The sequence below is a fragment of the Rhizorhabdus sp. P4_G5 genome, from assembly GCF_056401065.1.
Genome location: NZ_JBFUKB010000015.1, coordinates 32,359 through 44,971, shown reverse-complemented (window position 1 = coordinate 44,971; position 12,613 = coordinate 32,359). Strand labels below are relative to the sequence as shown.

The 12,613-nt window shown below is 66.6% G+C and carries 10 protein-coding genes and 1 tRNA gene; 1 reads left to right on the top strand and 10 read right to left on the bottom strand.

Features of this window, described 5'->3' with window-relative positions; genetic code table 11:
• Positions 1–26: 26 nt before the first annotated feature.
• Positions 27–103, top strand: a tRNA-Met gene (locus AC1DQK_RS18845).
• A gap of 87 nt (positions 104–190) precedes the next feature.
• Here AC1DQK_RS18845 and cobA read toward each other — a convergent pair.
• The 10 genes from cobA to AC1DQK_RS18795 all read right to left on the bottom strand — a co-directional run bounded on the left by cobA (position 191) and on the right by AC1DQK_RS18795 (position 12,606).
• Positions 191–1,000 carry a uroporphyrinogen-III C-methyltransferase gene (cobA, locus tag AC1DQK_RS18840; protein WP_477873352.1) on the bottom strand — a complete coding sequence of 270 codons (810 nt, stop codon included), beginning with the start codon at positions 998–1,000 and terminating at the stop codon, positions 191–193.
• 4 nt (positions 1,001–1,004) lie between these two features.
• A complete protein-coding gene (locus AC1DQK_RS18835; protein WP_477873350.1) occupies positions 1,005–3,626 on the bottom strand; it encodes a molybdopterin-dependent oxidoreductase in 2,622 nt (873 codons plus the stop codon).
• A complete protein-coding gene (gene nirD, locus AC1DQK_RS18830) occupies positions 3,623–3,979 on the bottom strand; it encodes a nitrite reductase small subunit NirD (protein ID WP_477873348.1) in 357 nt (118 codons plus the stop codon). The genes AC1DQK_RS18835 and nirD overlap by 4 nt, the downstream gene beginning before the upstream one ends.
• A 5-nt stretch (positions 3,980–3,984) precedes the next feature.
• Positions 3,985–6,456, bottom strand: a complete 2,472-nt coding sequence (gene nirB / locus AC1DQK_RS18825; RefSeq protein WP_477873346.1) for a nitrite reductase large subunit NirB — start codon at positions 6,454–6,456, stop codon at positions 3,985–3,987.
• Between the two features lie 48 nt (positions 6,457–6,504).
• Positions 6,505–7,713, bottom strand: a complete 1,209-nt coding sequence (locus AC1DQK_RS18820; RefSeq protein ID WP_477873344.1) for a nitrate/nitrite transporter — start codon at positions 7,711–7,713, stop codon at positions 6,505–6,507.
• Positions 7,714–7,722: 9 nt separating this feature from the next.
• Positions 7,723–7,959, bottom strand: coding sequence for a hypothetical protein (locus tag AC1DQK_RS18815; RefSeq protein ID WP_477873342.1), 237 nt, complete (start codon positions 7,957–7,959; stop codon positions 7,723–7,725).
• A 178-nt stretch (positions 7,960–8,137) separates the two neighbouring features.
• A complete protein-coding gene (locus AC1DQK_RS18810) occupies positions 8,138–9,424 on the bottom strand; it encodes an alginate export family protein (RefSeq protein ID WP_477873340.1) in 1,287 nt (428 codons plus the stop codon).
• Between the two features lie 83 nt (positions 9,425–9,507).
• A complete protein-coding gene (locus tag AC1DQK_RS18805) occupies positions 9,508–10,311 on the bottom strand; it encodes an ABC transporter ATP-binding protein (protein WP_477873338.1) in 804 nt (267 codons plus the stop codon).
• A gap of 13 nt (positions 10,312–10,324) precedes the next feature.
• The gene (ntrB, locus tag AC1DQK_RS18800; RefSeq protein WP_477873336.1) at positions 10,325–11,278 is read right to left on the bottom strand and encodes a nitrate ABC transporter permease; all 954 of its coding nucleotides are present in this window, start codon (positions 11,276–11,278) and stop codon (positions 10,325–10,327) included.
• Positions 11,279–11,301: 23 nt separating this feature from the next.
• Positions 11,302–12,606 (bottom strand): CmpA/NrtA family ABC transporter substrate-binding protein, encoded by a 1,305-nt coding sequence (locus AC1DQK_RS18795; RefSeq protein ID WP_477873334.1) that lies wholly within the window; start codon positions 12,604–12,606, stop codon positions 11,302–11,304.
• Positions 12,607–12,613: the final 7 nt, after the last annotated feature.

Sequence of the window (12,613 nt, the reverse complement as noted above, 5' to 3'; positions counted from 1 at the left end):
CACAACCCCAAGGCCGCTCTCAGTGTCGCGGGGTGGAGCAGCCCGGTAGCTCGTCAGGCTCATAACCTGAAGGTCACAGGTTCAAATCCTGTCCCCGCAACCAAATAAACAAACCAACATAATCTCAGCCCGCTCGGATAACTCCGCGCAGGCCGCTTCGCCTCCGGCAGGAGGCCAGGCCTCTCTACCTTTACGCGCGGAGAGGCGCCGCCTCGCCCCCGTCGTCGACAAAGCGCCGCCCATCCGCCGCTTGCGCCGCGGCAGGCAGCTCCCGCCGCACCGCTTCGCCGATGATCAGCAGCGTCGGATCGTCGTCGCTGATCGTCGAGGTAAGAAATGGCAGCGCCGACAGCTTGCCGCGGATCAGCCGCTCGCCGGGCAGCGAGATATTCACCGCGATCATTACCGGGGTGTCGGCTGCGCGGCCGGCGTCGATAAGGTTGCGCATGATCTGCGGCGCGGCGGCGCGGCCCATATAGACGGCGAGCGTCGTGTCGGCCGCGGCGAGCGCCGGCCAGTCGAGATCGATCGCCTCGCCGGCGCGCGCATGCGCGGTGACGAAGGTCAGGCGGCGGGCAAGCCCGCGCAGCGTGAGCGACGCCATTCCGCTGGCCGCGGCCGCGCTGGCGGCGGTGATGCCGGGGCAGACATGCACGGCGATGCCATGCGCGGTGAGATGGTCGATCTCCTCGGTCGAGCGGCCGAAGATCGACGGATCGCCGCCCTTCAGCCGGACGACGCGGCGGCCTTCACGCGCCGCGGCGAGGAGCAGGTCGTTGATCGAGCCCTGATCCTTGCTATGTCGTCCCGAACGCTTGCCGACGCTGACCATCTGGGTGCCCGGTCGTGCCAGATCGAGGATGCCGGGTCCCACCAGCGCATCGTAGAAGATGATGTCGGCGGCGCCGATCAGCCGCTCGGCCTTGCGGGTCAGCAGATCGGGATCGCCGGGGCCGGCCCCGACCAGCCAGACGCTTCCCGGTTCGATTCCGGGCGTCATCGGGTCATTCCGCTGCAAAGATGGTCTCCGGAGCAGGCGAGATATCGGCAAGAATGCGGGCCAGGGCGGGGCGGCAGGAACCGCAATTGGTGCCGGCGCCGAGCGCCTTGCCGATCGCGGCGACATCGGCGAGCTGCTGCTGGCTGATCGCCGCGATGATCGTCTTGAGCCCGACATCGAAGCAGGAACAGATCAGCGCGCCACGATCCGGCTGCGCCCCGGGCGCCCGGCCGGCGAGCAGGGTGGGAGCCACGTCCGGCGCGTCGAGCTGCGCGACCAGCCAGTCGCGGCTCGGCAGCTGGCCGGCCCGGGTGACGAACAGCACCGCCGACAAACGTCCTTCGTTCAGCACCGCGATCCGGCGCGATCCCAGCGCGGCATCGGCCGCCTCGATCCGGGCACCGGCGGGCAGGCTCGCCTCGAGCGCCTCATAGGCTCCGATGCCGGCGAGCTCGTAGAGCGCGCCGCCGGGCACGGTGATCCGCGTCGCCCAAAGGCTGGGGGGCGGCGTCTTCGCGCCGCCGCGCACGATCAGGAAGCCGCGCCACTCGATTGCGACCTTCTCGACTTGCGCCGGCGTCGACTTGAAGCCGGGCTGTCCCGAATGCGGATCGGTCAACGGGCGCGGCAACAGGCCGGTGCGGCCGCCGGTCGACTGGCGATCGGTCCAGTGGATCGGGGTGAAGATGTCGCCGCGGCGCTGGTCCTCGGTGGACCGCACGCGGAACAGGCTCGCGCCCTGTGGCGTCGACACCCGCGCGATATCCCCGTCGGCCAGGCCGAGCCGGTCGCAATCCTCGGGGTTGATGTCGACGAGGGGTTCCTCGCGGTGGCGCGCCAACCGGGGCGACAGGCCGGTGCGGGTCATCGTGTGCCAGTGGTCGCGATAGCGGCCGGTGTTGAGCGTCAGCGGCCAGTCGCGCAGCGGATCGGCCAGCGACGCCTGGACGGTGGGCACCAGCCGCGCCTTGCCATCGATGCTCGGGAAGCGGCCATCGACGAAGGGCGTCCCGCCCCAGCGATAGGGCTCCATCGCATCATAGCCGGGATTGCCGATCACGGCATGATGGCGCAGGTCCAGCACCCGCGCACCCTCATTGCCGTAGCTGGTGAGCCGCGCATGCTCGCGGTAGATATCCGCGGGCCGGTCGTAGCTGAACGCGCTCGCCCAGCCCATCCGGTGGGCGATCTGGCTCATGATCCACCAGTCGGGGCGCGCTTCGCCCGCGAAGGGCAGGAACTGCCGCTGGCGGCTGATGACGCGCTCGCTGTTCGTGACCGTGCCATCCTTCTCGCCCCAGCCCGCGGCAGGCAGGCGGACATGGGCGAACCGGGTGGTGTCGGTGTCGGCGATCACGTCCGAGACGACCACGAAGGGACAGGCCGCGAGCGCCTCGCGGACCCGGCCGGCGTCGGGCATGCTCACCGCGGGATTGGTGCCCATCACCCAGATTGCCTTGATCCGGCCCTCGCCGACGGCGCGGAACATCTCGACCGCCTTGAGACCTGGCTTGGCAGCCATGTTCGGTGCCGCCCAGAAGCGGCCGACCCGAGCGACATTGGCGGGCGCGAAGTCCATGTGCGCGGCCAGCGTCGAGGCGAGGCCGCCCACCTCCCGGCCGCCCATCGCATTGGGCTGGCCGGTGATCGAGAAGGGTGCCGCGCCCGGCTTGCCGATCCGCCCGGTGGCGAGGTGGAGATTGACGATCGCGTTGACCTGATCGGTACCGCGCAGCGCCTGGTTGATGCCTTGGCTGAACATCGTGACGGTGCGCGGATGGGCTGCAAACAGTTCGAAGAAGCGCAGCAGCCGCTCGGGTGCGACATCGCAGGTCTTGGCGACCGACCACAGGTCATTGTCATGCGCGATATTGTCCCAGAAGCCGTCGGGCGTGGCGACGCTCGCTTCCAGATAGGCCTCGTCGATCAGGCCCTCGCGGCGGCAATAGGCGAGCAGGCCGTTCATCAACGCCACATCGCTGCCGGGGCGCAGGGCAAGGTGGAGATCGGCGTCCTCGCAGCTTTCGGTGCGGCGCGGATCAATCACGACCAGCTTGGTGCCGCGCGCCGCGCGGGCCGCCTGGATGCGCTGATAGACGATCGGATGGCACCAGGCGGTGTTGGAGCCGACCAGCACGATCAGGTCCGCTTCATCCAGATCTTCATAGCTGGCCGGGACCACATCCTCGCCGAAGGCGCGGACATGGCCGGCGACGGCGCTCGACATGCACAGTCGCGAATTGGTGTCGATATTCGCCGATCCGATGAATCCCTTCATCAGCTTGTTGGCGACGTAATAGTCTTCGGTCAGCAACTGGCCGGAAACGTAGAAGGCGACGCTGTCGGGACCATGTCTGGCGATGGTGTCGCGGAAGCGGCGGGCGACGAGGTCCAGCGCCTTGTCCCAGCTGGCGCGGCGGTCGCCGATCATGGGAGTCAGCAGCCGCCCCTCCAGCCCGACCGTCTCGCCGAGCTGGGTGCCCTTCGAGCACAGCCTGCCGCGATTGGCAGGATGATCGGGATCGCCGGTGATCTGGACGGTGCGCCCCTCGACCGGGGCGGCGACGACGCCGCATCCCACGCCGCAATAGGCGCAGGTCGTCTTGACGGGCGCCGCTTCGTTCATGCGGCGGCCGCGTTCGCCAGCATTGCGAGCCGCGAGATCAGCACCCGCCCCGCGTCGATCCGCACCGGGATGGTCGGCACGCAGCCCTTGTCCTCGCCGAGCGCCTCGCCGGTCGACAGCGATATCCGCCAATTGTGCAGCGGGCAGGCGACCGCATCGCCATGGACGATCCCCTGGCTGAGCGGGCCATGTTTGTGCGGACAGCGGTTGACGAGGGCATAGACCCGGTTTGCGCTGGTGCGGAAGATGGCGATTTCCTCGCCCCCCGCGCCGTTGGCGCCCATCTTTATCGTGCGGGCGCCGCGGACGGGGATCTCCCCGATCGCGCCGACATCGATCCAGTCTCCAATCATCGCGCTTACTCCGCGGCTTCGAGTGCGAGCGGGCGGAATTCGCCCAGATGTGCATGCTGCTCGCGCTGGGCGCCCGCGGCGCGCGCGGCCCAGGGGTCGTCCTGCGAGAAGTTCTGCGAATAGAGGAAGCGGCTGGTCAGCGCCTCGCGGCCGACCTCGTCCTCGGCGATGCGCTGGCGGACATAGTCGATGCCGACCCGCTCGATCCAGGGCGCGGTGCGCTCGAGATACCAGGCTTCCTCGCGGTAGAGCTGGATGAAGGCCGCGCAATAATCCATCGCCTGCTGCTCGGTCGCAACCTTGCAGAGCAGATCGGTGCCGCGCAGCTTGATCCCGCCATTGCCGCCGACATGCAGCTCGTAGCCCGAGTCGACGCAGATCACGCCGAAATCCTTGATCGTCGCTTCGGCGCAGTTGCGCGGGCAGCCCGACACCGCGATCTTGAACTTGTGCGGCATCCACGAGCCCCAGCTCATCTGCTCGAGCTGGACGCCGAGCCCGGTCGAATCCTGGGTTCCGAAGCGGCACCATTCGGATCCGACGCAGGTCTTCACGGTGCGCAGCGCCTTGCCATAGGCATGGCCAGAAACCATCCCCGCGGCATTGAGATCGGCCCAGACCGCGGGCAGGTCCTCCTTCTTGATGCCGAAGATGTCGAGCCGCTGGCCGCCGGTCACCTTGACCATGGGCGCGTCGTACTTCTCGACGACGTCGGCGATCGCGCGCAGCTCGCGCGGGTTGGTCAGGCCGCCCCACATCCGCGGCACCACCGAATAGGTGCCGTCCTTCTGGATGTTGGCATGGAGGCGTTCGTTGACGAAGCGACTCTGCTGGTCGTCGACATAGTCGCCGGGGTGCGCGCACAGCAGATAATAATTGAGCGCCGGGCGGCAGGAGGAGCAGCCGTCGGGCGTCGACCAGCTGAGCTTCTGCATCACCTCGGGGATCGACTTCATATCCTGCGCGACGATCTCGCGGCGAACGTCGTCATGGGTGAAGCTGCTGCACTTGCAGATCGTCTTCGCCGTGCGCTCGCCATGATAGTCGTCGCCCAGCGTGACGGCGAGGATCTGTTCGACCAGCCCGGTGCAGGAGCCGCACGACGCCGATGCCTTGCAGGTCGCGCGCACCGCGTCGAGCGTGCAGGCGCCGGCCGCGATCGACGCGACGACCTTGCCCTTGGAGACGCCGTTGCAGCCACAGATCTCGGCATCGTCCGAGAGCGCTGCAACGGCAGCCTTAGGGTCCGTCTGCCCCCCTCCGGAGGCGAAGGCTTGGCCGAAGATCAGCACGTCACGGATCGACGCGATGTCCTCGTTCTTCCGCAGCAGATCGAAATACCAGCCGCCATCGGCGGTGTCGCCATAGAGCACGGCGCCGACGATGCGATCGTCGCGGACCACGACGCGCTTGTACACGCCGCGTGAGGCATCGCGCAGCACGATGTCCTCGGCGCCCTCGCCGCCGGCGAAATCGCCCGCCGAGAAGACATCGATGCCGGACACCTTGAGCTTGGTCGACGTGACCGAACCGCGATAGCCGCTCGGCTGCTGGACCAGCCCGTCGGCCAGCGCGCGGCACATCTCCCACAGCGGCGCCACGAGGCCATAAACCATGCCGTCATGCTCGACGCATTCGCCGACCGCCAGGATCGCGGGATCGCTGGTCACCATATGATCGTCGACCTGGATGCCGCGCCCGATCGCCAGGCCGGCCTCGCGGGCCAGCGCGACCGAGGGGCGGATGCCGACCGCCATCACCACCAGGCTGGCGGGGATCGTCCGGCCGTCCTTGAGCTGCACGCCTTCGACCTTGCCGTCGCCGACGATCGCGGCGGTGTCGGCGCCGATCAGGATCGTCTGGCCGCGGCGTTCGAGCTCGGTCTTGAGCAGCCAGCCGGCCGCCTCGTCGAGCTGGCGCTCCATCAGCGTCGGCATCAGGTGGATGACGGTGACCTTCATGCCGCGCAGCGTCAGCCCATGGGCGGCTTCGAGGCCCAGCAGGCCGCCGCCGATCACCACCGCATCGCCGCCGCCGTCGGCCGCCGCGAGCATATGATCGACGTCCTTCATGTCGCGGAAGCTGATCACGCCGGGCAGGTCCTTGCCCGGCACCGGGATGATGAACGGATCGGAGCCTGTTGCGATCAGCAGCTTGTCATAGCCGACGGTGCGGCCTCCCTGGGAGGTGACGGTGCGCGCGGCCCGGTCGATCGCGATCACCGGATCGCCGCTGATCAGCTCGATGGCGTTGTCGCGATACCATTCGGGCCCGTTGATGACGATGTCGTCGAAGCTCTTCTCGCCGGCCAGCACCGGCGAGAGCATGATGCGGTTATAGTTCACATAGGGCTCGGCCCCGAAGATGGTGATCGAGTAGCGGCTGGCATCGCGCTCGAGGATCTCCTCGACCGCCCGGCAACCGGCCATGCCGTTGCCGATGACGATCAGATGTTCGCGGGGAGTGGGGGACAGCATCGCGCTTCCTTCAATTTGCGATAGCGAAGAGGAGGGCGGCGGCGCGCATCAGATACGCGCGCCGGCCAGTGCGGTCGGCCAGGTCGAGCGCCAGCGGCCCTTGACCAGGCTGATCCCGCCGAGGGCGATCATCGCCAGTCCCGCGAAGATCAGGAAGCCGAGCTGCGGGCTGCCGGTGAGCTGCTTGGCGAGGCCCAGCGACGAGGCCAGGTAGAAGCCGCCGACGCCGCCCGCGAAACCGACCAGACCGGTCATCACGCCGATCTCCTCCTTGAAGCGCTGCGGCACGAGCTGGAACACCGCGCCGTTGCCGAAGCCGAGCGCCAGCATCGCCACCAGGAACAGGCCGAGCGCCAGTGCGACCGTCGATGGGCCGGTGCTGATCGCGCTGAGGGTGATCGCGGCGAGCAGATAGGCGATGCTCAGCGCCTTGGTGCCGCCGATGCGATCGGCCACGGCGCCACCGAACGGACGGATCAGCGAGCCGGCGAACACGCAGGCGGCAGTGCAGTAGCCGGCGATGACCGGGGTCAGGGCGAACTGGTCGGTGAAGTAGATCGACAGCGACGAGCTGAGGCCGACGAACCCGCCGAAGCTGACCCCGTAGAATAGCATGAACCACCACGCATCGGCCTTCTTGAGCGGCTCGAGATAGGCGGTGACGGGCTTGGCAGCGGGCGGGTTGGGCGCGTTCCTGGCGTAGATCATGTACACCACGAACACGATCGCGAGCGGGATCACCGCGAGGCCGAGCACGCTGTTCCAGCCGAACAGCTTGGCTAGCGTCGGCGCGAACAGTGCTGCCAGGACGGTGCCGCTATTGCCCATGCCGGCGATGCCGAGCGCAGTGCCCTGATGCTCGGCGGGATACCAGCGGCTGGCGAGCGGCAGCGCCACCGCGAAGCTCGCACCGGCAAAGCCGAGGATCACGCCGACAGCAATCGTGCCGCCGAAGCTATGGACCCCAAGCAGCCAGGCCGTGAGCAACCCTGTCATCACGACCACCTGGCCGATCGCGCCGGTCATTTTCGGGCCGATCCGGTCGACCAGCACGCCATTGACCAGGCGCAGGATCGCGCCGGCCAGCGTCGGAACCGCGACCATGAAGCCTTTCTGGGCAGGGCTCAGGCCCAGGTCAGTCGCGATGCTCGGGGCCAAGGGGCCGAGCAACACCCACACCATGAAGGCGATGTCGAAATAGAGAAAGGCGGCGATCAGTGTCGGCCGGTGGCCCGCTGCCCAGAAACCCTTGTTCATTGCTCAACCTCAACTCAAGCCAGTTTCATCCGAATTGGCGCAGACATGAAAAAAGCCGCCTCGAAGCACGATCGAATCGATCGGTTCGGGCGGCGTCATTGCCTGAGCCGTGGCCTTGCGGCCTTGGCGGTGGACCTTTCCTGCGTCGGATCGGCCCATTTTATGGATTCGAGGCGTCCTTGCCTCGATGCATGAATTCCCACGGATGCCGCGCAATGGCAAGAGGATTTTTGCGCGGTGCAGCATTTGCAAGTGGTGGATCAACCTCGTCCGTCACAACCCCGTCGGTAAATGACTTTCAGGCGCCCCTCCCCACATCGCCATGCTGAACTTGTTTCAGTATCCACCTGAACCCAGGTGCCGCCCCGAGGGACGATTAAATGCTGAAACAAGCCAGCATGACGGGAGGGCTGTCAGTTAGCCTCTACAGGGCCCATTCGACCTGCAGCCAGATCTTCTTGGTGTCGGCATCGCCGGCGAAGCTGGCGATGCCCTGGCGCTGATAATCGGCATATTTGGCGGTGAAGGTGTATTTCTTCATCTTCGCCTGGAGCTGGAGATCGATCTCGTCGCCATAATGGATGCTGGCGACGTCGCTGTCGAAGCGATGGTAGACGGCCGTCGCCGAGATCACGTCAAATACACCGACCTTCTTCCAGCCATAGCCCGCAGAGGCATAATAATCGGTGATGCCCTGCGCCGGGGTGGTGAGGAACTTGTCAGCCCAGCCCTGGAATTTGTGGAGCGTCGCGAACGGCGTCTGGAAGGCGAAGCCGCCGGGAAAGCGAAGGCCGGTCGCCTTGGTGGTGACGTTGCGGTCGGCGCCGAGCTGCTCGACGCCGGCGCCGAGCTTGAACGCGGCGACATCGAGCGAGCCTTCCGCCAGGAAATAATCCGCCGAATAGTCGATCGGGCTGGTGCCGATATCCTGCTGATGCGCGTAGCTCAGCGTGTAGGTCCATTTGACGGACTTCGTCAGCGGCCGGCTGCCCGAGAAGCGGGCGCCGAACGTGCCCGAGCTGTTGCGGAGAAGCGCCACGACCGGCTTGTCCTCGTCGACCCGGTAATAGAAGCCGGTCAGGCTGCCATAGGGCGTCTTGTACGAGACGTTGGCGAAGACATTGTCGCCGCTGATCGCCTGGGGCCGGCCGAGCGAGTAGGCATGGCGGCCGCCGTCGATGCCCCATATGGTGCGATTGGACCAGCTATAGGTCAGATCCACCTTGAGATTCTTGACCTTGCTCCATTCGATGCGAACCGCGTCGAAAGTCTGTTCGTTCTGGCGCCAGCCGGCCGCGCCGACAAAGCGCTGGTCGTCGAGATTGATGCGCTGGCGGCCGGCGGTGGCGACGGTGCCGGGCAGGCCCTTATATTGCACCTGGATGCGGTTGAGTTCGACATTCTCGGGATCGCCGACGACGGGATAGCCGATCGCGGCCGGGAGCGCCGTCTTCCGGTTGACTCCGCTGGAATATTTCTCGTCCAGCGCCAGCGTCCCTTCGGCCTCGACCAGGAAGGAGAACGGGCCTTGGACGGCTTCGACGCCGAGCCGGGCGCGTGCGGTCAGCGCATCGGCCTTGTTGCCGAACCCGGTCTGGTCGACATTCTCGTAGCGGAGCCGTGTATCGATGATCGGCTTGAGCGTGACGGCCTGCGCGGCGGCCGGAAGCAGAGCTGCTGAAGACAGCAGGCAGCATGTCAGGAATCGCATGATCTTTCCCCCATATAAGATCGTAATCTGGTTCGATGCCGGTGAAGGCATCCTCTCCCCGGCCGGGCTGTTACCCGGCCAATTCAGGCTGCCTTGTCGGCTGGATTGGAATAGCGCTGGTGCAGGAACTGCAGGATCTCCTGCCGGGCATGGTTATAGTCGGGCGTGTCGGCCATCGCGATCCGGTTGCGCGGCCGGGTCAGCGTGACGGACAGGTCTTCGCCGATGGTTGCGGCCGGGCCGTTGGTCATCATCACCACCCGGTCGGCAAGCAGCACGGCTTCGTCGACGTCGTGGGTGATCATCACCACGGTGTTGTTGAGCTTGGCCTGGATGGCCATGACCGCATCCTGAAGGCTGGCGCGCGTCAGCGCATCGAGCGCGCCGAACGGCTCGTCCATCAGCAGCACGCGCGGGCTCATCGCAATGGCGCGGGCGATGCCGACGCGCTGCTTCATGCCGCCCGAAAGCTCGCCCGGGCGCTTGGCGGCGGCATGCGCCATCTGGACCAGGTCGAGATTGTGCATCACCCAGTCGCGCCGCTCGGCGCGCGGCTTGCCCGCCATCACCTTGTCGACGGCAAGGCGGACATTTTCCTCCACCGTCAGCCAGGGCAGCAGCGAATGATCCTGGAAGATCACCGCGCGGTCGGGCCCCGGCTGGTCGATCACGTCGCCGTCGAGGAAGATGACGCCGCGACTCGGCCGGGTCAGTCCGGCGATGATGTTGAGCAGCGTCGACTTGCCGCAGCCGGAGTGGCCGATCAATGCGACGAACTCGCCCTTCTCGATCGACAGGTCGATGTCGCGAAGCGCTGTGAAGGGGCCCTTGGGCGTAGGAAAGGTGACCCCGATGCCCTCGAGCGCGAGATAGCTGCGATGCTTCATGCCATGTCCTCCTTCAGGCTGCGCGAGCGATGCGGCGGCCGATCCAGCCGACGATTCGATCGAGCGCGAAGCCGATCAGGCCAATCCAGACGAGCGCGACGATCGTGTCGGTAAGCAGCGAGCTGTTGTAGCTGTCCCAGATGAAGAAGCCGATGCCGGTGCCGCCCTGGACCATCTCGGCCGCGACGATCGCCAGCCAGCTCATGCCGACGCCGATGCGCAGGCCGGTGAACATGTGCGGCACGGTGGCCGGCAGCATGATCTTGGTGAAATATTCGAAGGGGTTGAGCGACAGCACCCGGCCGACATTGCGGTAGGTGGCCGGGATGTTCTGCACACCGGCGGCGGTGTTCAGGATCACCGGCCAGATCGCCGTGATGAAGATCAGGAAGATCGCCGAGGGTTGCGCCTGCTGGAAGATGGCGAGGCTGATCGGCAGCCAGGCGAGCGGCGGAACGGTGCGCAATATCTGAAACAGTGGATCGAGCGCGCGATAGGCGAACTTGCTCTGGCCGATCAGGATGCCGAGTGCGATGCCGAAGGTCGCCGACAGGCTGAAGCCGATGCCGACGCGCCCGAGGCTGGTCAGGATATGCCCGGCGATACCGACGTCGCCGCCATCCTGGATCTTGAAGCCGAAGCCGTCCAGCTCGATGCCCTTGAGCGGATGCATGATGACGTCGTGGCTTCCGGTCCACACCTTGGACGGACTCGGCAGCGTGGCGCCCTCGCCGCTGCAGGCGATCTCCCACACCATCAGCAGCGCGACGAGCATCAGCAGCGTCGGCAGGATGGTGAGGACGATGCCGCGCAGCTTGTCGAGCAGCGGCGCGACATCGAGGCGCTTCCTTGCGTCTGCCACGGCGGGGCTTGCTCCCGGATAGGGGATGATCTCCGCCTCCGTGCGGGCAACGCCGTTTTCGGAGGCGCCCGACGAAGGGGTGACGAGGCGGACAGGAGACGACATGCGCTAGGCTCCTTTGCGGCCGATCAGGCCTTCTTGATCTTAAGGCTGGCCAGATAGGCAGCCGGGTTGGCGGGATCGAAGACCTTGCCGTCGAAGAAGCGCTCGACGCCGCGGCTGTCGGACTTGGGGATCTGTGCGGCCGGCACCTTCGCCAACACCGCGGCCTTGCGCCAGATGTCGGCGCGGTTGACCTTCGCGATCACCGCCTTGGTGTTGAGATCCGCTGGCAGCTTGCCCCAGCGCTGGTCCTCGGTGAGGAACCAGAGATCGTGGCTCTTATAAGGGAAGGAGGCGTTTGACGCCCAGAACTTCATCTTGAACGGCGCGTTCTTGAACACGCGGCCATCACCCATCGTGAAATTGCCCAGCAGGCGATCCTGGATGTCGGTGACCGGCACCTTGAGCCAATCGCGCCCGCCGACGATCTCGGCCAGCTTGGCGTTATTGGCGGGGACGTCGCACCAGCGCTGCGCCTCGATGATCGCCGCGGTCAGGGCAATCGCGGCATTGGGGTGAGCMGCCACCCAGTCCGAGCGCATCGCGAACGCCTTTTCCGGGTGGTTCATCCAGAGCTGGCCGGTCGATACCGCGGTATAGCCAAGCCCCTGCGCCACGAGCTGGTCGTTCCACGGCTCGCCGACGCAGAACGCCTCCATCGTCTTGGCGCGCATGTTGGCGACCATCTGGGGCGGCGGAATGGTGATCAGCTCGACATCGCTCTCGGGGTTGATGCCCTGCGCCGCGAGCCAGTAGCGGATCCAGAGGTCGTGGGTGCCGCCGGGGAAGGTCATGGCCATGGTGATCTTGCGGCCGGCGGCCTTGCGCTGCGCGATCAGCGGCTTCATGCGCGCCGCGTTGATGTCGGCCCGCGCGGCGAGATATTGCTTCTCGACCGAGATCGCCTGGCCGTTGACGTTCAGCCGGGCGAGCAGGCTCATCGGGGTGGCCTTGCCAATCGTGCCGAGGGTCAGCAGATAGGGCATCGGCGACAGGATGTGCGCGCCGTCGATCCCGCCGCCGGCCGCGCCGAGCACCAGATTGTCACGCGTTCCGGCCCAGCTCGCCTGCTTGGCCACCACCACATCGGGCATGCCATATTTGGCGAACAGGCCGAGTTCCTTGGCGATGATCAACGGGGATGCGTCGGTAAGGGCGATGAAGCCGAGCTTCGCGCCGGTCACTTCGGGCTTGCCGGGTGCGGCACCCAGCACCGGGCCGGACAATCCGGCAGCGGCCATGCCGGCGGCGGCGGCGGCGCCAGTCTTCAGGAAAGAGCGGCGCGCCATCATCGTGGCGGCGTCCCTACGGTCTTCGATGTCGTCGGCCATGTTTTCC